This window comes from Streptomyces sp. NBC_01716 (assembly GCF_036248275.1).
Taxonomy (GTDB): Bacteria; Actinomycetota; Actinomycetes; order Streptomycetales; family Streptomycetaceae; genus Streptomyces.
Genome location: NZ_CP109181.1, coordinates 6,156,211 through 6,176,750, shown reverse-complemented (window position 1 = coordinate 6,176,750; position 20,540 = coordinate 6,156,211). Strand labels below are relative to the sequence as shown.

Annotated in this window: 23 protein-coding genes; 9 read left to right on the top strand and 14 right to left on the bottom strand. The window is 69.3% G+C overall.

All coding sequences use genetic code 11. From position 1 onward, the window contains the following. Positions 1-37: 37 nt before the first annotated feature. Complete coding sequence (locus OIE74_RS27255) at positions 38-964, bottom strand: LysR substrate-binding domain-containing protein (protein ID WP_329388149.1); 927 nt, start codon at positions 962-964, stop codon at positions 38-40. Between the two features lie 89 nt (positions 965-1,053). Between OIE74_RS27255 and OIE74_RS27250 the strand changes: the two genes are divergently transcribed. Further along, the gene (locus tag OIE74_RS27250) at positions 1,054-2,391 is read left to right on the top strand and encodes an aspartate aminotransferase family protein (protein ID WP_329388147.1); all 1,338 of its coding nucleotides are present in this window, start codon (positions 1,054-1,056) and stop codon (positions 2,389-2,391) included. A gap of 23 nt (positions 2,392-2,414) precedes the next feature. Here OIE74_RS27250 and OIE74_RS27245 read toward each other — a convergent pair whose 3' ends face one another. Next, positions 2,415-3,083 (bottom strand): NADPH-dependent F420 reductase, encoded by a 669-nt coding sequence (locus OIE74_RS27245; protein ID WP_329388145.1) that lies wholly within the window; start codon positions 3,081-3,083, stop codon positions 2,415-2,417. After that, entirely contained in the window at positions 3,080-4,150 is a 1,071-nt protein-coding gene (locus OIE74_RS27240) for an LLM class flavin-dependent oxidoreductase (protein WP_329388143.1), read from the bottom strand. The genes OIE74_RS27245 and OIE74_RS27240 overlap by 4 nt, the downstream gene beginning before the upstream one ends. 311 nt (positions 4,151-4,461) lie before the next feature. Here OIE74_RS27240 and OIE74_RS27235 point away from each other — a divergent pair, with 311 nt between their 5' ends. Together OIE74_RS27235 and OIE74_RS27230 are read left to right on the top strand one after the other, a co-directional pair. Then, entirely contained in the window at positions 4,462-6,201 is a 1,740-nt protein-coding gene (locus OIE74_RS27235; RefSeq protein WP_329388141.1) for a pyruvate dehydrogenase, read from the top strand. 88 nt (positions 6,202-6,289) lie between these two features. After that, the gene (locus OIE74_RS27230) at positions 6,290-6,532 is read left to right on the top strand and encodes a hypothetical protein (protein ID WP_329388138.1); all 243 of its coding nucleotides are present in this window, start codon (positions 6,290-6,292) and stop codon (positions 6,530-6,532) included. 74 nt (positions 6,533-6,606) lie between these two features. On the opposite strand, the gene OIE74_RS27225 is transcribed toward OIE74_RS27230, so the two are convergent. After that, positions 6,607-7,095, bottom strand: coding sequence for a carboxymuconolactone decarboxylase family protein (locus OIE74_RS27225; protein ID WP_329388136.1), 489 nt, complete (start codon positions 7,093-7,095; stop codon positions 6,607-6,609). A gap of 139 nt (positions 7,096-7,234) precedes the next feature. Here OIE74_RS27225 and OIE74_RS27220 point away from each other — a divergent pair, with 139 nt between their 5' ends. Both OIE74_RS27220 and OIE74_RS27215 read left to right on the top strand, forming a co-directional pair. Next, positions 7,235-8,224 (top strand): pirin family protein, encoded by a 990-nt coding sequence (locus OIE74_RS27220; protein WP_329388134.1) that lies wholly within the window; start codon positions 7,235-7,237, stop codon positions 8,222-8,224. A gap of 29 nt (positions 8,225-8,253) precedes the next feature. Beyond that, positions 8,254-8,592 (top strand): GNAT family N-acetyltransferase, encoded by a 339-nt coding sequence (locus OIE74_RS27215; protein ID WP_329388132.1) that lies wholly within the window; start codon positions 8,254-8,256, stop codon positions 8,590-8,592. 104 nt (positions 8,593-8,696) lie between these two features. Here OIE74_RS27215 and OIE74_RS27210 read toward each other — a convergent pair whose 3' ends face one another. Continuing rightward, positions 8,697-9,086: a winged helix-turn-helix transcriptional regulator gene (locus tag OIE74_RS27210; protein ID WP_329388130.1), complete on the bottom strand. Its 390-nt coding sequence runs from the start codon at positions 9,084-9,086 to the stop codon at positions 8,697-8,699. 122 nt (positions 9,087-9,208) lie between these two features. Here OIE74_RS27210 and OIE74_RS27205 point away from each other — a divergent pair, with 122 nt between their 5' ends. Beyond that, positions 9,209-10,042 (top strand): enoyl-CoA hydratase/isomerase family protein, encoded by an 834-nt coding sequence (locus OIE74_RS27205; protein ID WP_329388128.1) that lies wholly within the window; start codon positions 9,209-9,211, stop codon positions 10,040-10,042. Between the two features lie 75 nt (positions 10,043-10,117). On the opposite strand, the gene OIE74_RS27200 is transcribed toward OIE74_RS27205, so the two are convergent. Together OIE74_RS27200 and OIE74_RS27195 are read right to left on the bottom strand one after the other, a co-directional pair. Beyond that, positions 10,118-10,489 carry an MmpS family transport accessory protein gene (locus OIE74_RS27200; RefSeq protein ID WP_329388126.1) on the bottom strand — a complete coding sequence of 124 codons (372 nt, stop codon included), beginning with the start codon at positions 10,487-10,489 and terminating at the stop codon, positions 10,118-10,120. A 179-nt stretch (positions 10,490-10,668) separates the two neighbouring features. Next, positions 10,669-10,887 carry a hypothetical protein gene (locus tag OIE74_RS27195; protein ID WP_329388124.1) on the bottom strand — a complete coding sequence of 73 codons (219 nt, stop codon included), beginning with the start codon at positions 10,885-10,887 and terminating at the stop codon, positions 10,669-10,671. A gap of 18 nt (positions 10,888-10,905) precedes the next feature. Between OIE74_RS27195 and OIE74_RS27190 the strand changes: the two genes are divergently transcribed. The 3 genes from OIE74_RS27190 to OIE74_RS27180 are packed head-to-tail and all read left to right on the top strand — an operon-like array spanning position 10,906 to position 13,176. Continuing rightward, positions 10,906-11,265, top strand: a complete 360-nt coding sequence (locus tag OIE74_RS27190) for a hypothetical protein (protein WP_329388122.1) — start codon at positions 10,906-10,908, stop codon at positions 11,263-11,265. Further along, positions 11,232-12,473 (top strand): sensor histidine kinase, encoded by a 1,242-nt coding sequence (locus OIE74_RS27185; RefSeq protein ID WP_329388120.1) that lies wholly within the window; start codon positions 11,232-11,234, stop codon positions 12,471-12,473. Before OIE74_RS27190 ends, OIE74_RS27185 begins: the two co-directional genes overlap by 34 nt. A 4-nt stretch (positions 12,474-12,477) precedes the next feature. After that, positions 12,478-13,176 (top strand): response regulator transcription factor, encoded by a 699-nt coding sequence (locus tag OIE74_RS27180; protein WP_329388118.1) that lies wholly within the window; start codon positions 12,478-12,480, stop codon positions 13,174-13,176. A gap of 484 nt (positions 13,177-13,660) precedes the next feature. Here the strand turns inward: OIE74_RS27180 and OIE74_RS27175 are convergent, their stop codons facing one another. The 7 genes from OIE74_RS27175 to OIE74_RS27145 all read right to left on the bottom strand — a co-directional run bounded on the left by OIE74_RS27175 (position 13,661) and on the right by OIE74_RS27145 (position 20,525). Continuing rightward, positions 13,661-13,906: a hypothetical protein gene (locus OIE74_RS27175; RefSeq protein WP_329388116.1), complete on the bottom strand. Its 246-nt coding sequence runs from the start codon at positions 13,904-13,906 to the stop codon at positions 13,661-13,663. A gap of 177 nt (positions 13,907-14,083) precedes the next feature. Further along, positions 14,084-14,905, bottom strand: coding sequence for a glycosyltransferase family 2 protein (locus OIE74_RS27170; protein WP_329388114.1), 822 nt, complete (start codon positions 14,903-14,905; stop codon positions 14,084-14,086). Between the two features lie 187 nt (positions 14,906-15,092). Continuing rightward, positions 15,093-16,550, bottom strand: a complete 1,458-nt coding sequence (locus tag OIE74_RS27165; RefSeq protein WP_329388112.1) for an ATP/GTP-binding protein — start codon at positions 16,548-16,550, stop codon at positions 15,093-15,095. A gap of 99 nt (positions 16,551-16,649) precedes the next feature. Then, on the bottom strand, positions 16,650-18,146 hold the full coding sequence (locus tag OIE74_RS27160) for an SCO6880 family protein (RefSeq protein WP_329388110.1): 1,497 nt from the start codon (positions 18,144-18,146) through the stop codon (positions 16,650-16,652). Beyond that, on the bottom strand, positions 18,143-19,384 hold the full coding sequence (locus OIE74_RS27155) for a hypothetical protein (protein WP_329388108.1): 1,242 nt from the start codon (positions 19,382-19,384) through the stop codon (positions 18,143-18,145). The genes OIE74_RS27160 and OIE74_RS27155 overlap by 4 nt, the downstream gene beginning before the upstream one ends. Beyond that, positions 19,384-20,154 (bottom strand): hypothetical protein, encoded by a 771-nt coding sequence (locus OIE74_RS27150; protein WP_329388106.1) that lies wholly within the window; start codon positions 20,152-20,154, stop codon positions 19,384-19,386. Before OIE74_RS27150 ends, OIE74_RS27155 begins: the two co-directional genes overlap by 1 nt. A 74-nt stretch (positions 20,155-20,228) precedes the next feature. Next, positions 20,229-20,525: a hypothetical protein gene (locus tag OIE74_RS27145; RefSeq protein WP_147879035.1), complete on the bottom strand. Its 297-nt coding sequence runs from the start codon at positions 20,523-20,525 to the stop codon at positions 20,229-20,231. Positions 20,526-20,540 lie beyond the last annotated feature (15 nt).

The following is a 20,540-nucleotide window of genomic DNA, read 5'->3' as shown; positions in this document are numbered from 1 at the left end:
CATGCCGGCCCGCTCGACGATCACATCCGGACGGGCTTCACGACTCTGCCGCGCGGCCTTCAGCCGAACAACCGTCGTTGGCCGCCGGCGGCAGCAGTGCGTCGAGCACCGTGTGCACAGCCGCGCGAGGCGGCGCGCCCTTGCGGATCGCCGCCGTGATCGTACGGGTCACAGGGTTGGCCAGCTCGCGGGTGGCGACACGGTAGCGGCCGGCGTCGACAGCCAGCCCCGGCAGCAGCGCGACAGCGTGCCCGGCTTCGACAAGTTCCAGGGTCAGCATGTAGTTGCTGAACCGGCCCACCACCCGGGGCTCGAACCGCGCCTGCCGGCACAGCCGCAGCGCGAGATTCGCCATGTACGACTGGGAGATGTCGATGGCCCACGACTCTTCGGCGAAGGCGGCCAGGTCGGCAGGACCGCGCCCGGCGGCCGGGTGCTCGGGCGGCAGCACCAGCAGGATCGGATCCGTCGTGAGCGGTACGAGGTCGAGGTCCGGGCCGAGCGGCAGTTCGCCGAAATCCGTGGTCGTGATCACCAGGTCCGCGTCGCCGGCCCGCAGGGCCGGCACGCTCTCGTGCGGCTCCAACTCCAGGAGCTGGACGTCGAGATGGGGATACGCGCGGGCCAGGCGTGTCACCGCCGGCACGGCCATCGTGTGCACCGCGCTCTGGAACGCCCCCACCCGTACCAGGCCCGACGGCTCCTCCCCGAACCCGCGCAGCTCCTCCTCCACGCTGTCCATGTGGTCGAGGATCGCCCGTGCGCGCCGCGCCAGAATCAGCCCGGCCGAAGTCAACCGCACGCGGCGCCCCGTGCGTTCGAGCAGCTGCGTGCCGGTTTCGGTCTCAAGTACGGCGAGTTGCTGAGACACGCTCGACGGGCTCAGGTGGGCGGCCTGGGCCACCGCCCTGACCGTGCCCAGCGAGTCCAGCCGCGTCAGCAGCCGCAGCCTCCAGGGGTTCATCACCGCTTCATTGTTGTGCGGATTTCCCGAACAGCACAGCCGGAATTGTGTAATGGACGTGGCGCCCAACCCGTCCTAGCGTCACGGTCATGGCTGCTGAATCCTCCAAGTCCACCGCTCTCGCCGCTGAGGCCACGTTCTGGGCCGACGCGGACCGCCACCTCGTCCGCTACGGCGGAGACTTCACGAGCGAGATCATCGAGCGCGCCTCCGGAAGCTTCGTATACACCGCGTCCGGCCGGAAGATCCTCGACTTCACGTCCGGACAGATGAGCGCGATCCTCGGGCACTCCCACCCGGCGATCGTGGAGACCGTCCAGCGCCAGGTCGCCACCCTCGACCACCTCTACAGCGGAATGCTCAGCCGCCCGGTCGTCGAGCTGGCCCGGCGCCTCGCCGAGACGCTGCCCGCGCCGCTGGAGAAGGCGATGCTCCTGACCACCGGCGCCGAGTCGAACGAGGCCGCCATCCGGATGGCCAAGCTGGTCACGGGCAAGCACGAGATCGTCTCGTTCGCCCGGTCCTGGCACGGCATGACGCAGGGCGCCGTCTCCGCCACCTACAGCGCGGGCCGCAAAGGTTACGGCCCGTCCGCCCCCGGCAACTTCGCCATCCCCGTGCCGAACGCCTACCGGCCCGACTTCACCACGCCCGACGGTGAGCTCGACTGGCGCCGCCAACTGGACTTCGCCTTCGACCTCATCGATGCCCAGTCCACCGGAAGCCTCGCGGCATGCCTCGTGGAGCCGATCCTCAGCTCCGGCGGCGTCATCGAACCTCCGCCCGGCTACTTCGCCGCCCTCCGGCGCAAGTGCCGCGAGCGCGGCATGCTCCTGATCCTCGACGAGGCCCAGACCGGCCTGTGCCGTACCGGCACCTGGTACGCCTTCGAACGCGACGGGGTCGTCCCCGACATCCTCACGCTCTCGAAGACCCTCGGCGCGGGGCTGCCCCTGGCGGCCGTCCTCACCAGTGCCGAGATCGAGCAGGAGGCCTACGACCGCGGCTTCCTCTTCTTCACCACGCATGTCTCCGACCCACTGGTGGCCGCGGTGGGCAACACCGTCCTCGACGTCCTGGCCAAGGACCGCCTGGACGAGCGCGCCCGCGACCTCGGCTCCTTCCTGCGCACCGGCCTGGAGGACCTGGCCACCCGCCACGAGGTCATCGGCGACATCCGCGGCCGTGGCCTGCTCGCCGGCCTGGAACTCGTCGTCGACCGCGAGACCAGGCAGAGCTCGGACGAACTGGGCGCCCAGGTCACCCGCCGCTGCCTCGAACTCGGCCTGCACATGAACATCGTCCAGCTTCCCGGCATGGGGGGCGTGTTCCGTATCGCGCCTCCGCTGACGGCGACCGAGGACGAACTGGCCCTCGGCCTCTCGATCCTGGACACGGCGATCGGCGAGGTGAACGCGGCGCTGTGAATCTCCTCCACGTGAGTCACGTCTTACGAATGCTCAAGAAGCCTTGTTGGAGCAGGGGCGGCGGTAAGCGCGCGAAGCTGGTCCGCGTCGACATTGGCTCCGAAGGCGGGGGTTCCGGGCTCAAGCCGGACGCCCGCCGCGAGGTCGCCGATGGTGAGTGGGTCGAATCCGAGAGTGTCGATCAGCGCGGACACGACGGCAAGATCCTCGGGCGAGTCACCAGCGATCGCGATGGCCTTGCGTCCGGGGCCGCCAGAGGGACGAGCCCCGTCTTCGAGGTCGTGGTAGCCCATGTGGTTGAGGGCTTTCACGACACGCGTGCCCGTCAGGAACCGCTGAACGACTTCGCTCGACGAGGTATCCGGCGGGAGGATCGCGTCGCGGGGACCGTCGACCTCCCACCAGTGGTTCATCGCGTCGATGACCAGCTTTCCCTCCAGCTTCGGCACAGGGAGGTCGCGGTGTTTGCCGAGGGGGAGAGCCAGGACCACCACGTCGGCGGCATCCGCGGCCTGGGCCGGCCACACGGCGGTCGCCCCGGGAGTGAGGGTTTCGATCGTAAGCGCGATCTTGGAGGGGTCACCGGACCCGGAGATCAGGACTCGATAGCCGGAGGCGACCGCCAGGCGCGCCAGGACGGTGCCGACTTTCCCCGCTCCCAGGATCCCGACAGTGGCGACAGGGTTGGTCATCGTGTCGCTCCCGCGGTGGCCGCGGGCCGCTCGGTCAGAAGCTCGCGGACCCGAGGGATGACCTGGGTGCCGTACAGCTCGACCGAACGCAGACGCGCGGAGGCCGAAACGGTGCCGGCGGTGGTGTAGATCATGTCGAACCGGCCCGCGTTCAGTACCCGGACAGCATGGGCGATCTTGGTCGCGACCTTCTCGACCGAGCCGACATACAGCGATCCGCGGTCCACCTCGGCGTCGAATTCTTCCCGGCGGAGCGGTGGCCAGCCGCGCTGCGCCCCGATCCGGTCACGGATCTCCTTGTACCCGGGGTAGAAGAGCTCCTTCGCTTCTTCGTCGGTGGAGGCGACGAAGCCGGGCGAATGCGTTCCGACCGGCTGTGCGGTCGTGCCGAACTCGTCGCTGGCGCGCTTGTACAGATCCACGTAGGGAGCGAAGCGGTCGGGGCTGCCGCCGATGATCGCGAGCATGAGCCGGAAGCCGTATTGAGCGGTGCGGATCACGGACTGCGGCGTCCCGCCAACCCCTACCCAGGTGTTGAGACGTCCCGAATCGGTCTTCGGGTACACGTCCGCATCGCGCAGGGCGGCGCGCGTGGTGCCTTCCCAGGTGACCGGCTTCTCGTCCAGGAGACGATGGAAAAGTTCGATCTTCTCCTCGAACAGCACCTCGTAGTCCTTCAGGTCGTACCCGAACAGGGGGAACGACTCGGTGAAGGAACCGCGACCGAGGATCACCTCGGCGCGGCCGTTGGAGAGCGCGTCGACCGTGGCGAACCGCTGGAACACGCGCACCGGGTCGTCCGAGGACAGCACTGTCACACCCGAGGCGAGCCGGATGCGCTTCGTGGCTGTCGCGATGCCCGCCAGTACTGTCTCAGGGCTGGAGATCGCGTACTCGGGCCGGTGGTGCTCCCCCAACGCAACAACGTCGATACCGATCTGGTCGGCAAGGACCGCTTCGGCCACCGCGGCGCGAATGGCCTGGGCGTGCGAGACGATCACGCCCCCGTCGTTTCGGGGCCGGTCTCCGAAGCTGTCGATACCGAACTCGATTTGCGAAACGTCCATCGTGTTCACTTCGTTCAACGCTTTCGTTGTGTCGAGGAATGGCGGGGCGTGGTCCGTGATGGAGGCAGCTTCGTAGTCCCCCCGGTCACCCATACCACCTCGGCCGAGCTAGTTGACACGTAAACCATGACATCCCATGGTTGCCACGTCAACCAAAGGTGCCACGGTGGGCGTAGCCGCACGTCAGCGAACGGACCGCCCCCAGCGGCGAGCCCCTGGCACCCATGCTTCTAAAGTGGATGCATCAACTACATTGGAGCTGTCGAGAGTCATATGGGACAGCTGTGCAGCACGAGGGGAGAAGTCCGGCGATGCGGAAGCTGAGCGTGGCCCAGCAGTTGGTGGACATTCTGCGCCAGGCGGGCGTGGAGCGGATCTACGGCGTGGTGGGTGACAGCCTGAACTCGGTGGTCGACGCGGTGCGCCGCACCGACGGCATCGAGTGGGTGCATGTACGGAACGAGGAGGCCGCCGCCTTCGCCGCGGCAGCGGAGGCACAGCTGACCGGCAGGCTCGCGGTGTGTGCTGGAAGCTGTGGCCCCGGAAACACACATCTGATCCAGGGGCTGTACGACGCTCACCGCTCCGGTGCGCCCGTCCTGGCACTCGCCTCGCACATCCCGTCCCACCAGATCGGCACCGGCTTCTTCCAGGAGACCCACCCGGAACGGCTGTTCACCGAGTGCAGCGACTACTGCGAAATGATCAGCACCCCCGGGCAGATGCCCCGGGTTCTGCGGATCGCCATGCAGCGGGCCCTTGGCAACAGCGCGGTGTCGGTCCTGGTGATACCGGGCGATGTCGCGCACGACGAGGCGACTCATCCGACGGGAAGCAGCGACCTGGTCACTGAGCGCGGCCGGGTCGTCGCGCCGGACACACAGGTTCGGGGGCTGGCAGAGAAGCTGAACGCGGCACGGAAGGTGATGCTGTTCTGCGGTGCGGGGGTGCGGGACGCGCACGCCGAGGTCATGGCGCTGGCCGAGAAGGCCGCCGCCCCCATCGGGCACACCCTGCGGGGCAAGGAGTGGATCCAGTTCGACAACCCGTACGACGTGGGCATGAGCGGTCTGCTGGGCTACGGCGCCTGCTTCGACGCGATGCACGACGCCGACCTGGTCGTCCTGCTCGGTACCGACTTCCCGTACAACGACTTTCTGCCGCAGGCACGGACCGTGCAGATCGACCACGACGCGGGCCGCCTCGGCCGTCGCACGCTTCTGGAACTCGGGGTCCACGGCGACGTCCGGGAGACGCTGCGGGCTGTGCTGCCGCTGGTCGAGGCGAAGCGGGACCGTACCTATCTGGACCGAATGCTGCACAAGCATTCCAAGTCGCTGGAGACGGTGGTCTCCGCCTACACCCGCGACGTTGAGCGGCACACCCCGATCCACCCCGAGTACGCGGCCTCGGTTCTGGACGAACTCGCCGACGACGAAGCGGTGTTCACCGTGGACACCGGCATGTCCAACGTGTGGGCGGCGCGTTATCTGACACCCAATGGACGACGCCGGGTGATCGGTTCGTTCCTGCACGGCACGATGGCCAACGCTCTGCCGCACGCCATAGGCGCGCAGTTCGCTTACGCCGGCCGCCAGGTGATCTCGATGTCGGGTGACGGCGGACTGGGCATGCTCATGGGCGAGTTGCTCACCGTGAAGCTGCACAATCTGCCGGTGAAGACGATCGTCTTCAACAACTCCTCCTTGGGCATGGTGAAGTTGGAGATGCTGGTCGAGGGGCTGCCCGAGCACGAGACCGACCACGAGCCGGTGGACTACGCGGCGATCGCCCGCGGCGCGGGCATCGAGGCGATCCGCATCGAGCACCCCGGGGATGTCGTCGAGGGACTCAAGCGGGCGCTCGCCCACGACGGACCGTTCCTGGTCGACCTGGTGACCGACCCCAACGCGCTGTCGATCCCACCGCACATCTCGGCAGCCCAGGTCAAGGGATTCGCCTTCGCCGCGGGCCGGACAGTGCTCGACGGCGGCGTCGGCAAGATGCTCGACCTGGCCCGCGCCAACCTGCGGAACATACCCCGCCCCTGAGATCGACAGCCCGACGCCCGCACGCCACGGATTACGCCTGCGCGGGGTCCGTGGGGTCTACGGGGTCTACGGAAGGGAATCACCGTCCATGAGCGAGGAAACGCCGACTCCTGACCACCATCAGGGTCCGATCCAGAGAATCGTTGATCTTCTGAGTGCCCATCATGAACGGGCGGAGCAGAAGCACCAGGAGGCGGACATAGCCGATGCGATCGCCGCCGCCACTTTTGACCTGGGGGCCGACATCGGACACCCAGCCGCTCTTCCGCACGAGCGCCTCGGCTTCGACGCTGAAAGTGATCTCGGGAGCGTCAAGCCGCCACCGGAGTAGCGCGGACGGAAGAGCGGCACCGTGGACCGGACGAGCGGATGAGGGTCGTGTCTCGTTTGGCGGGTCAACCGCCGCTACTTGTCCTGAAGCGGCGGTACCGGGTGCTTGCTCATGATCGACACGCGATTGAACGCGTTGATGGTGACCGCCACCCAGATCGCCGCTGAGGTCTGGTCCTCGGAGAGAACCTGTCGGGCGGCCTCGTAGGCGGATGTCTGGGCCGCGGCGTTCACCGGATCGGTTGTGGCCTCGGCCAGCGCCAGGGCGGCGCGCTCCGAGGGAGTGAACAGGCCGGTGTCCCGCCATGCGCTCAGGACTCCGAGTCTCTGCGGTGATTCACCGGCGCGCAGGGCCGCTCTGGTGTGCACGGCGAGGCAGTAGGCGCAGCCGTTGAGCTGCGATACGCGGAGGTTGATCAGCTCCACGGTGGTGCGGTCGAGCCCGGCCTCGGAGGCTGTCGCCCGGACCGCCTCCGAGACCTGCGCCAGGGCATGGAAGGCCTTGGGGCTCTGTTTGTCGATGAAGATCCTGCGGGGTGGGGAGCTCTGGTTGTGGATGCTCACGTCGGGGCCTCCTACGAGCCACGCTCGGAGTGGCTTGTGTTCGTGCGGGTGCTCTTGTGTTCGTGCGGGTGCTTTGGCCATCTGACCGCCTTCGTGGCATCCTAGTTGATGCGACAACCAGATTGCATAGGAGGTGCCGGTGAGCAACACGGAAACCGATGCCGCGGCCCTGCGCCGCGGTGCGCCCGCCGAAGGCGACCGGCCGACCGGAGCCCCCCGGGTCGATGTCCTGTCGGCGCGTGAGGTCCCCCTCGGCGGTCCACGTGCGATGCGCGTGCGGCGGACGCTGCCCCAGCGGAAGCGCACACTCATCGGCGCCTGGTGCTTCGCCGATCACTACGGCCCACACCAGGTCGCCGCGTCGGGTGGCATGGACCTTCCCCCGCATCCACACACCGGACTACAGACGGTGACCTGGCTGTTCAGCGGAGAGGTCGAGCACCGCGACACCCTCGGCACCCACTCCCTGATCCGGCCCGGCGAGGTGAACCTCATGACCGGCGGACATGGCATCGCCCACTCGGAGGTCTCCACCCCGAACACCACCGTCATCCACGGCGTCCAGTTGTGGGTCGCGCTGCCCGAGGAACACCGCGGCACCGCCCGGGACTTCCAGCACCACGTGCCCGAACTCGCGCAGGTCGACGGGGCCGGGATCAGGGTCTTTCTGGGCTCGCTCGTCGGCCGGACCTCCCCGGTCCGGACCTTCACGCCGCTGCTCGGCGCCGAGATCGTCATCGAACCGCACGTGACGCTCACTCTCGCCGTGGACACGGCTTTCGAGCACGGCCTCCTGGTGGACAGCGGGGACATCCGCCTGCTCGACACTGTGCTGCGGCCTGCCGAACTCGGCTACGTCCCTCGCGGCGCGGACACCCTGACGGTGGTGAACGAGACCGACGCCCCGGCGCGGACCATCCTCCTCGGAGGACCTCCCTTCGGGGAGGAGATCGTCATGTGGTGGAACTTCATCGGTCGCAGCCACGAGGACATCGTGAAAGCCCGCGAGGACTGGGAAGCCTCCTCCGACCGCTTCGGTGTCATCGAGGACTTTCCCGGCGGCCGCCTTCCGGCACCGGCCCTGCCGAACGCCGTCATCACACCGCGCCGGAACCCACCGACCCGCTGACCCCTTTACGAATTCACGAAAGGCACTCCATGAGCGAGTCCTCCACCACCACGGTCGTCGAGCGTGTGGACGCCGAGCGCCGGTACGAGATCCTGGTCGACGGCCAACGCGCCGGTCTGACCGCCTACCGTGATCTGGGCGTGCGGCGTGTCTTCTTCCACACGGAGATCGACGAGGCCTTCGCCGGCCAGGGCCTGGCCCCACAGCTGGTCCAGCAGGCACTCGCCGACGTGCGCGCGTCCGGAATGCGGATCGTCCCGGTCTGCCCCTACGTCGCCAAGTTCCTCAAGCGGCACGACGAGTTCGCGGACCTCACCGACCCGGTCACACCCGACATCCTGCGGTGGCTGGAGGCGCAGCTTGGCTGAGTGCGTAGCCTCGCCACGGTGTCTACCGTATGCGGATCCTCGTGGCACTGCCCTCCCGGCCGGAACCGCACGAGGGGTACGGATTCGTGGTCGCGGAACCGGTGTCAGCTCTGAACGCGTTGGTCGTAGTCCAGTTGGTGTGCCCGGATCTCGTCCGCGTTGTCGACCGTCCAGTCGTACAGCCGGCCGAACGGCTCCCGCAGGGATTCGCCGAGCGGGGTGAGGGAGTACTCGACCCCGACCGGCGAGGTCGGCAGCACGCGGCGTACGACCATCCCGTTGCGCTCCAGGCGGCGCAGGGTCTGGGTCAGGACCCGCTGGGTCACGCCCTCAAGACGGCGCTTGATCTCGTTGAACCGGGTGGGCTTGTCAAGTACCGCCATGACCATCATCGACCACTTGTCGGCGATCTGGTCGAGGATCGGGCGGCTGGGGCAGTCGGACCGGTAGACGGTGCCGACGCCGACGTCGGTACCGCTCTCAGAGATGGCCATATCGGTATCCTCCGCGATCCTTACGATGCCCAAAGTGCGTTATTGACGCCGGTCGCCCACCATCGCAAGGTAAGTATGCATCAGGAACCTAGATGCATACCGGGTACCGATCGGAGATCTCCATGAACCACCACGCCTACACCACCTTGCGGCTGAGCATCGAGGACGGCATCGCCCGCGTCACCCTCGACAACCCACCGGTCAACGTCCTGAACGTCGCCCTGATGACCGACCTCCGGCACTTGCTGACCGCGCTGAGGGACGACGACTCGGTTCGGGTGATCGTGTTCGAGAGCGCCGACCCGGAGTTCTTCATCGCCCACGTCGACATGTCGCTCATCGACACGCCGGACGCCTTCGACAAGTTCGCCGCCGACCTTCCGGACGGCGTCAACGTCTTCCAGGCTCTGGGGGAGCTGCTCCGGCACCAACCCCAGGTGACCATCGTCAAGCTCGCGGGGACGGCGCGCGGAGGAGGGGCGGAGTTCGTCGCGGCCGCGGACATGACTTTCGCGGCGATCGGTCGCGCCGGGATCGGCCAGATCGAAGCTCTCATGGGCATCGTCCCTGGTGGAGGGGGTACGCAGTACCTCGCAAGCCGGGTCGGCCGCAATCGCGCCCTGGAGGCGGTGCTGGGTGCCGATCTGTACGACGCCGAAACCGCGGAGCGCTACGGCTGGGTCAACCGGGCCGTACCCGCTGACGAGCTCGACGACTTCGTCGACCGCCTCGCCCGCAATATCGCGGCCCTGCCCGAGGGTGTGATCGCGGCGGCCAAGCGCGCCATCGTCCCCGAGAACCTGAGCGAAGGGCTGGTGCGGGAGCACGAGGCCTGGGCGGGCCAGTTCGTTCGCCCCGCGGCCGAGCGGTTGATCCGCGGCGGACTGGCCGACGGAGCCCAGACCCACGACGGCGAGCGCGACCTGGAGGGCCTGCTCCGGGGACTGACCGGATAGGCCCCGGACAGGTCCCCGCGTACTCACCGGTGTCCTGTCGACCGCGACAGCGTGCCGCTCGCCCGCCTCATCGGATCAGTCCTGGAGGTTGACGGAGCAGGACACCAGACCCTTGGCATCCGGCTTCCGCTGTTCGTCCTTGAGTTTTCCGTTGACGTAGATACGGCAGGCGGTGCCGGGTCCGGCGTCGGCGACGGCCACCTCACTGAAGCCGAATCCCACGTTCTGCGCCTTGTTCCAGGGCAGCTTCCGGTCGGCATCCGTCTGGCCGTCGTTGTCACCGGGAAAGGCGTAGCCGACGTCCGCGCTGCCGTCCCCCGTCACCTCCAGCTTCACGTCCCAGCTCTGGCCGAACATGCCGCATCCGGTGACGGAGACGACGGTCAACGACAGGGCACCGGCCGTCAGCAGCAACTTGATGAAGGGGTTGGCCTGGGAGAACTTCACAGCAACTCCAGTTGGTTGAGGGGTACTTGTCTCTGGGAACCATCCTTCGCGGCCTCCGACGGGGGCGGTTCCATCAGAAGATGGAATTTCGCCGCGAGGGGGATCGGCCGAAAGTACGAACCCTCTCGGTCCGAGCGAGGGCATCCCGTGCGATTCGCCATCGGCGTCCACGGCGGGGATCAGCTGAACGGGACGGCGTTGCGCCGGTTCATGGTGACCAGCATGCTTCCGGAGACCGACGGCAGCGGGTCCGCGCCGACCGCACGCGACCCCGGGTCCAAGGGGGTGAGGTCGACGCCCGACGCGCCGTCGCGCAAATCAGGAACGGTGAAGACCCACACCGTCGCTGTCGCCGACGTCCTGGGCGCCGTGGGGACGTCCTCGCGCCCCTGGTCCAAGTGCGGAAACAGGAGCTGATGACCGAAGCGGAGTCCGGCCCAGTCAGCAGGATGCTCGCCCTGATGTACGGGCTGTTCGGCATGAGCGTCGTCATCGGGGTGCTCGGCGTCGCCCGGGCCGGCGGCAGCCTCGTCGTACCCTCGCCGGCGATGCACGAGACCGTACCGCCCTGGGGTCGGCTGGGGCTGTTCCCGCTGGTCGGCCCCATGGCCGGGGTACTGGCGGCAACCTGGACCCGCCTGGGCGGGGAGGAGCGGCTCGGCCGAAATGCTGATCCCCGCGGCCGCGGAAATCGTCCGATCGGCCATGGTGGCCGCGAACGGCGCCTCCTAGCCTCTCTGACATGCCTTCTTCGTCCTTCCGTCCCCTTGAGCTGATATTGGCTTCCGGCACGCGCAAGCCCCCTGAGCGCCTCCTGCGACACGGCGCCGCACGCGCGGCCGTCGGTGTGCTGCTGTTCGCCGGTGTGGCCCTGGAAGGAGCCAACACGGGCTTCGTGCCCACCGCTCTCGCCACCACGCTGTGCGGCGCTCTGGCCTGGGTCGCTCTCTGCGCCCCCCAGCGCCTCGTGCTGGTTCTCAGCGCGAGCGCCGTGCTGTGCTCCGCGACATTGAGCCTGGTGACCACACAGCTCTCCCATCGGCCGGAGAACACGTTCGGGGCCCTGGAACTGATCGCCCTGCTGCTCCTGGTGGCACGGAGCCTGCGGCTGCCCAACCCACTCGTCGCGACGGTGACCGCCTTCGCGGCGGCTGTCACGGCCGGACTGGCTCCGCTACGGCTCCCCCAGGGCGAATGGGACCAGCTCAAGATCATCGAACCCGCGATCATGCTGAGCCTCGCGCCCCTGGCCGCACTCGGCATCTACCTGCGGATGCTGGACCAGGCCCGGCACCGGCAGCGGCAGGCAGCACTCAACGAACAGCGTCTGGAATACGCCCGGGAGCTGCACGATTTCGTCGCCCACCATGTGACCGCCATGGTCACGCAGGTCAAGGCCATCCGCTACGTGACCGAAGCCGGACACGCACCCGACACCCATGAACTCGACGAACTCCTCAAGAACGTCGAGCTGGCCGGAACCCAGGCCCTCACCTCCATGCGGGAGTTGGTCACCGAACTGCGGGCCCCCGGCACCGGGCCCACGGCCGCCGGTACCAACCTGTCCGGCCTCGAACGACTGACGGAGGCGTTCACACAGACCACCAGGATTCCCGCGCGTCTCTCCCTCGCCCCCGAGGTCGCCACGAGGCCCCTGGGACCGAAGGTCGCCACCACCGTCCATCACCTGCTCCAGGAGTCATTGACCAACATCAGCCGCCACGCCACGGGCGCCCAGCAGGTGGAGGTCGGCGTCCGCCTCGGGGAGGGCGACCCCGGCCGGCTGCTGGTGACGGTGGCCGATGACGGCGTCGGCGCGAAGCCCTCTGCGGGGGAAGGGAAGCCGGCCCCGGTAGCGGCGGCCGGCTACGGAATCGTCGGCCTCACCGAACGCGTCACCACCCTGGGCGGGACGATCACCGCAGGGCCACAGGACGGCCGCCGAGGCTGGCGTGTCACCGCGGAGATCCCGCTGCGATCATAGGAACATGACGATCCGCGTACTGCTCGCCGACGACCAGGAGATGATCCGCGCCGCCTTCCGCATGATCCTCGATTCCCAGCCCGACATCGAGGTCGTCGCGGAAGCCGGCAACGGTGTCACCGCTGTCGAACTGGCCCGCTCCCTAAGGCCGGACGTCTGCCTGCTGGACATCCGGATGCCGGAGCTCGACGGCCTCCAGGCGGCCCGTCTCCTGGCCGGCCCAGAAGTCCGTGATCCCCTGAACGTGGTGATGGCCACCACCTTCGACCTCGACGAGTACGTGTACGAGGCCCTCCGCAGCGGTGCCTGCGGCTTCCTCCTCAAAGACGGCGCGCCCGCCCTGCTCACCGAGGCCGTGCGGGCCGCCGCTGTCGGCGAGTCCCTGATCTCCCCCGCCATCACGCTCCGACTGTTGCGACACATGCGGCCGACGCCACCGGCGACGGTCGGAAGGGGAAAACCGCGGCGCCCGCCGGCCGATCCGCTCACCGCACGGGAACTCGACGTCACGCGGCTGGTCGCCCGAGGACTCACCAACGACGAACTCGCGGCGGAGCTCCACGTATCGCTCTCCACGATCAAGACGCATCTGGCCAACGCTCAGCGCAAACTAGCCGTCCGCAACCGCGTCGAAATCGCCGCCTGGGCATGGGAGAACGGCCTCGGCCACGAACAACTTCGCGAGGGCGACGCGCGCCGCTGACCGTCGGCGTCGGCGTCCTCGCCCCCAGCCCCGGCGAAGCCGACGCCTATGTGCCTGGGCGAGCATTTGAGGATGTTCGCCAGGTGCCCTGCGCACGTCAGGTGGCTGCCGGCGCGCGGGCCCGTCACAGACCGATCGGTGACGGTATACGCCCGTGCGAGAGCCCACGCCGAGTTGCTCGCGCTTCATGGCGGCGTCAACTGCGGCGACAATTCCCGGCGCCGCCGCCACGACCGCCTCGTAACCGGCCTCGGTCGGCGTCGCGTTGGTGCGTCTGCCCGAGCCGGGGATCCGAACTCGTGCGAGCAGTTCGCGCTTCTCCAGCCGTCCGACGACATGCGACAGCCACGACAGCGACGCCGCCGTTCGGCGTGCTGCCCGCCTCCGATCGGCGGATCGCGACGGGCATGTCCCGCTCGCGTACGCACCACGGCGGGACGCGGCGAAGTCGTGGTTTCGACTGGTACCAGGAGGCGCGCTTGGCTCAGCCGGCGCGCCGCGTCGGGTTCCGCGTGGAGTCGGCCAGGCCCGCGGCGGCCTCCGGCGTCAGGTCGAACCCCGTGGGCAGCGGCAGCAGAGCGGCGGGCAGCGGGGAGACGGGAAGTCGCAGTGCACGGTCGTCCGCCGACGGCTCCTGCGGGGATGGGGCCTCTGCCTCGACCGCCTCGTGCCGCCGCCGCTTGAGCAGACCATGGGGCGCGATACGACGGGCCGGATCTCGTTCGGGCATGTGCGTACTCCCTGGACCTTCAGCCGTGGAACACCGGACCGGTATCCGATACGGGAAGCACAACGGACCCCGCACCTCAGCGGTTCAGCATTCCGAGCAATTCCCCACCCCTACGCTCCGGGACGACGATCGCTTGAGGGATACGGAGGTCGACCGGCAGGTGGGGGCAGGTGGGATTCAGCGTCCGCTCCCTCGCCGTCCTCCTGGACGAGCCACTCCCCACTCCGCTCGCGCCGAGGCCGCTGGCTCACGGGCGGCTGGCACCCAGCGCCATCCTGACGCTTGAAGAGAGTCCATCCGTGACAAGAGCGCGGCGCGCAACGTGATGAACTCGCCCTCGTCGCGGTAGTGCGGCTGCGCCGTCGTCTGGGCGGGATGCTTTCGGTAGATCCCTCCGGGCTCGCTGATCATGCGGCCAGGTGCGACAGCCGCGCACGCCAGGACGAGCGCCATCGCCTCCAGCGCGGGGAGTGCCGGCCACCCGCCCAGAGCGCGCACCAGTCCGGTGCGGACAGTGAGGTGTGTGCCGACCACCGGGAACCGGTCCGCTTCGAACTGCTCGCGGAGCTGCTGAAAGGACAGGGCGCCGGCCGGGGGATCGTACGGTCCCGGAACGAGAGCCCCGTCGGGCAGGAGGTCAAGACAGCTTGAGATGCACCAGGAGATGCCGGGGAAGTCCCTGAACACCTGGATGTCGCGCGCGAGTGCCCCCTCCATGAGCAGGTCATCGGCGTCCAGCGCCCGGACGAGATCTCCTCTCGCTCGCGCGAGTCCCAGGGTGCGCGCAACGCCTGCGCCGCCGCGAGTGCCTGTGCCGACACGCACGCGCGGGTCGTTGGGAAGCGCCGCGGTGGGACGGCTTGTTCGCCCGTCTTCCTGCACAATCCACTCCCACGACCACCCATGAGGCAGAGCTTGGTTCTTGACGGATATGTAGGCATCGCCCAAGTACTGGTGGCCGCCGTCATACACGGGCGTGATGATGCTGATGATCGGCACTAGTTCCACCGCTCAAGCGGCGCCGTGTATATGAGCTCGGTGCGGTCCGCGGGAAGGGGGATGCCCGTGAACTCCACTGCTTCGCCGTCCGTGATCACCCTGGATTTGATGCTTACTCCAATCTTCGGCAGGCACTCCGCGAGAGGGACACCGGTCGCGGCGGGTTCGGCGCGGGCGGCGCGCGCGCCTACTTGTTCCACCTCTTGTTCGTGTTGTTGACATCGAGCTCGGCCGCTGTCAGGTCCACGTGCAGAGGAATCCCGGGGCGGTTGCCGACCTTGATGAGGAAGTTGCCGAGGCCCGGTGGTTCGGCGCGGCGGCCGTTGGTCGCGTCCCAGGCCGGCGGGGTGGACCAGTCGACCAGCAGGCGCTTCTCCGCCTCGGTCAGCTCCACGATCTGAGCGAGCTGCGGTATCTCGGCGGGCGGGAGTCCCCCGCAGACCACCATGCCGGCGCGTTCCACGAAACCCTTCGCCTTGGTGCGGTCCTCCTCCGTGGGCAGCGCCAGGAGGTCGTCGATGCTGTGGGTGATCATGGCCAGGCCCACTCCGCGCTGGCGGTCCAGCCGGGTGAGGGCGTTGACCCGGTCGACCAGGCCGCGGCCCGCCTGGAGGACGCGCCACAACTCGTCCATGACCAGGAAGTAGTTGCGCTGCGGTTCCAGTCCCGCGTCCGCGAGCGCGTGTGCCGCGGAGACCGCGCCGAAGCCGTACGACCAGCAGGACAGCAGCGCGGCTGCCTGGAGCAGGGCCTCGCTGTCGTCGATGCCGCTGACGTCGAAGCAGACCGGGCGGTCCAGCTTCATCGCCTCCGTGGTCGGGCGGGCGAAGGTGCCGCCCAGGCGGCCGTCGCCGAGCAGGGCGGTGAGTGACGCCTCCAGGTTCTCCGTGATGTCGCGGTAGCGGGTCAGGTCGCCCCGGTCCAGGGCGACCGCCCGTACCGCTTCCGGGGCGTCCTTGATGACCTGGACGAGGTCACCGAGCACCGGCACCCGGCCCGAGCGCGAGTCGTGCCGGTCGTCCAGGACGTTCAGCGCGGTCGAGAGGATCGTCTCCTCACGGTCCGTCGGCGGCGCCGAGCGCAGGATGGTCACCAGGGCCGAGACCATGTTGAGGCGGCGGCCGTGGATGTCGGCGAGGAGCCGTCCGCGGGCATCGCCGGTGAGCCGGGCCGCCGCCCGGCCGGACTCGCCGGGGTCCAGGACGTTGAGGTTGCCGCGGCCCCGCCCCAGGCTGATGACCTGGCCGCCGATGGCCCTGATCAGGTCCACGTAGTCCGGCTTGAGGTCACCGAAGATCAGCGGATGGACTCCGTAACCGGAGAGGCCGAGGGCCATGCGCCGTACGACCGTCGACTTGCCGAGCCCGGGGCGGCCCAGCACGAACATCGACGGGTTGGCCAGCAGACCCGTGCGCATGAACCAGGACACGGGATCGCAGCACACCGTGGCCCCGGAGTCCAGGTCACGGCCGAGCGGCACCCCGACCATGGGGGTCCCGGCGCCCGCGCCGAACGGCCACAGACCGCACACCTGTACGGAGGTGCCTCGCCACTCGGGTGCGGGATCGACGTAGCCGACCATGCCACCGCCGGGGCCGGGCCAGCCACGGGGAGTGGAGCGGGGCGGACGGGATTGCCTGGTCATGCGTGCCATCGAGTCTCTCCTCATCGTTCGCCGCTGTCCGTCATGACGCGGACACGGCGTCACTTCACTGACGGAACGTCAAGTCGCTGATGACGCACGTCACATCGCGTCGCGCACCGTCTGCGGCAGGGCCGTGTGCAGCGGGAGCACCAGCCCCAGGGGCAGGGACGCGGCGAACGCCGCCGCCTGGGAGCCGTAGACGGGCCGCACCGCGATCCGGGCGGCGGGGGCCAGGTTGTCGACCGCCGCTGCGGCCTTCGCCAGTTCCGGGGCGGTGTTGACGGTCGCCGTGATCAGCAGACCGAAGCGGATCACGCCGTGTCCCTGGGCCTGTTCCTCGGTGGTCCTGCGCGCCGCGATCACCTCCGCGTCCTCACGCGCCTTGCCGATCTGTGACTGCTGGGCGCTGAACAGCGCGTTCTTGTAGTCCTGTTGGACGACCCGGGCGCCGTCGGCCGGAGTGTGCGGGCGGTACAGAAGCGTGACCCGCTTGCGGGCGATGTCGCGGTTGGGCTGCACCAGCCCGGTCAGGACGTTGGAGAACACCTCGCCCTGCGGGGCCTCCGTCATGGCCCACGTCACGCTGAACGCCCCGTCGTGCCGGTAGTGGTCCCAGGCCTCCTGGGCCGCCATGGGCCCGGCATCCCGCCAGGTCAGCCCGGTGCCGCCGGTGGCCTGGGCCTCCTCCACCAGGGTCGCCACGGTCGGGTCGTAGGCGACGCGCACCGCCTCGGCGAGTTCGGTCGCGGTCATCGGTACGGCCGTGCCGGCGCTGGTCAGGGACAGCCCGGCGGTCAGGCCCGGCAGGCGGGTGCCGATGTGGAGCGCCATGTCCTCGGCGGTGCGGCGGGGGGTGCCCGGACGGGCGGCGCCGGAGTACGTCAACGCGATCCGCGTGGCGATCCGCGCCGAGCCCGCGGGGTAGGCGGCCAGCACCTCCTGGAGCATCTCCGTCGCCAACTGGGGAGCGTCGGACGCGGTGTTGGCAGCGATCTCCTGCTGGAGCCGCACGCCGGAGTCGGGGGCGGTCTCCACGGTGACGCTCGCGGCGACGAGGTCCGGTTCGGTACCCAGGGCGGACAGCCATTGGCCCCAGTGGGCCACCCAGGTGTCGACCTGCCGTTCGTCGACGAGGGCGGATCCGTCGGCGTCGCAGGAGATGACCGCGGTGTGATGGCCGGTGGCCGGAATCGTGATCACGGCGAACGGGCGGCCGTATCCGTCCTGCGCCTCCGTCAGCGTGGACTCGGCCGCCAGGCCGGGCAGTCGGCAGGTGCCGTAGCCGGTACGGCCGAGCGGACCCGACCGGTACAGGTGGCCGCCGGAAGAGGTGGTGCGCCACCAGGCCAGACGGACCGAGCCGCGCTTCATCAGCGTCCGGTCGTGCCGGTCCTTGAAACCCAGCGCGGCCGTGAGCATCGCCAGCGACAACGCGAGGCTCAGCGCGGCCAGGAGGGAGACCAGCGTGGTCAGCACCACGGCGATCAGCCCGGCGAACAGCAGCAGAGTCGCCCCCAGGGACAACCCGCGCAGCCCGGAGGTGCGAGGTTTACGGAAGTTGCCGTAGGTGCGTGTGGTGAGCTCTTCAGTCGTCATGGGCCTTCCTCCTGATGGTCGTCGGGATGCTGCCGGACCAGGACGGGCACCCGCGCGGCGGTCTCCCCCCGGTCCTCGGACCGCTCCTCGGCGGAACTCTCCGGCTCCGACGGTGCGCCCGTGGCACGGTCGCCGTCCGGCACTCCCCGTGCTCCCACGGCGCCCCGGGCGGTCGTCGAACCCGCCCGTGCGCCGGTGGCCTCCGGACTCACGGCGGCCCCGGCCACCGAGCGGCCGGTGGCCAGGCTGCGCAGATGCGGAACGGGCAGCGCCCCGGTGGCCGCAGCGGCCGATCCGTCCGCCGCGGCGGACGCCTTGGCCGTACGGGCCCTACCGGAGACCGCCGCCTGGACCACGGGTGCGGCGAACCGCATCAGCGCGGGAAGCGTGAAGCAGGCCAGGACGATCAGCACGACCCCGGAGACCATCGAGACGACCTCGTTGTCCTGCTTCTGGCCGCTGAGCGAGAACGCCGCCGCGTACACGACGGCCGCCGCCGGTTTGTAGAGCACGAAGGCGAGGAGCCAGCCCACGGATTTCCGGAACCAGACCCGGCCGGCGGGAGTGGAGCTGGCCGCCGCCGCCAGGGGCAGCGTTCCGGTGAGGATGACCAGCATGGCCATCCTCACGATCATCAGGGCGATCTGCGCGACGGTGCCGGTGATCACCAGCACGGCCATGATCAGGACGAGGAACGAGGAGTCCGCGCCGCCCAGCGCCAGCATGGCCGACGTGCGTTTCTCGAACTCGCCCACACACTGCGCGACGGGTTCCCCGGTGGCGCTGATCTGCCGGCAGCCCGTGGACCTGTCGATGATCCAGACGCTGAACTTGTCGCCCGCCGAGGTCAGCAGAGCGACCGTGGCGACCCCGACCGAGGAGACCATCACCAGGTTGAGCATCCCTTGCAGGGCCTGCCGGGCCGAGTCGCCGCGGCGCTGCCAGGCGAGCTGCCCGGCCGCGACCAGCAGGCACAGTACGGCCGTGAACGAGGTGAACCACAGCGTGGAGCCCTGGAGGAACGCCACCGGCCCGGCGTCGTCGGTCAGATCGGGAGTGCCCAGGTTCATCCACGCGCCGCCGAGCGCCTCGACAGTCGTACTCGCCGCCTTCGCGGCGCTCTCGGCGATGTCGTCGAACGCGCTGTCGCCGAGGTCCTTCGGGACTGTCCCGGCGCCGTCGCCCACGCAGTAGCCGCCGACCGAGGGGGTCACCCAGCCGAAGTCGCAGCCCGCCATCAGACGCCTCCCCACTCGGTGTAGCCCGCGAGGGAACCGACCGGGATGGGCGGGGCCGGGTCCGCCGGGTACTCCAGCCGCCAGTCGCCGTCCCGCCAGAGCACCGTCGTGGTCGCGGCCTGCAGCGCGCCGTCCGGGAACCGCCACACGGTCTGGACGACCGCGGTGCTGTCGTCGTAGGTGACGAACCTGAATCCGGCGATCTGTCCGTGGACACCGCCGTCCTGATCCGTGGGCGACTTCTTCTCGGCCTCGGTCCGCCCGGTTATGTACGCGTCGCGGCCGGCGCCGACGGTCTGGACACGGGTCACCTTCCGCCAGTCGTCGGCCGCCAGATAGCGCACGCTGATCTGGCTGGTGGCCAGCAGTGCGCCCACGGGAGTACGGGCGTAGCAGCGCGCCACGTCATCGCCGGTCACGGCCGGACCCGACTCCTCGGAGGCGGGGACGGCGACGGCGCCGAACAGGGCCCAGGTCACCCCCCGGGGAGCGGCGGTGGGCAACTCCTGGCGCTTGTCGGGCAGTTCCGGGCACCGATCGTCACCGGATTCGTCACCGGAGGGTGAGGACGTCGCCGGAGCGGTGGCACGGTCGGCGGGAGGCCGTGAAGCGGGGAGTGCGTCGTCCTGGCCGGCGGGGTCCGAGGTGAGGACGACCGCCCCCGCGACGACGGCGACGAAGCCGATGAACGCGGCGGCGAGGACAAAGCCGGGGCGCAGCCACGGACTTCGCGGCTCGCTGGCCCCCGTGTAGGAGCCGGGGTCTGCCATGGTTCCTCCCATCCTGATGGCTGGTCGGGTGAGTGAGTGGCCGGGCGGACGGGCGGTCTTCCCGTCCGTCCCGTCTAGACGAACGCGCCGACGATGCCCGAGGCGGAGCCGACGAGCAGGCATGCCCCCAGGACGAAGCCGAGTCCTCTGGCGTGTTCACGGCCGCCTCCCCGGGAGTGGTCGACCGCCATCCGCGCGGCGACGCCGAAGATGCCCGCGACACAGAGAACAGTCACGCTCCAGGCCACCCACCTGAGCACCTTGAGCATGTCTTCGGCTCCGGGGGGCGCCTCTCCCCCGCCGACATCGGGCACACCCGAGGGCCCCGGGGAGGCGGCGACGACATGGTCCACATACGGTGAGGCGTCCATGAGGGCCGCCATCAG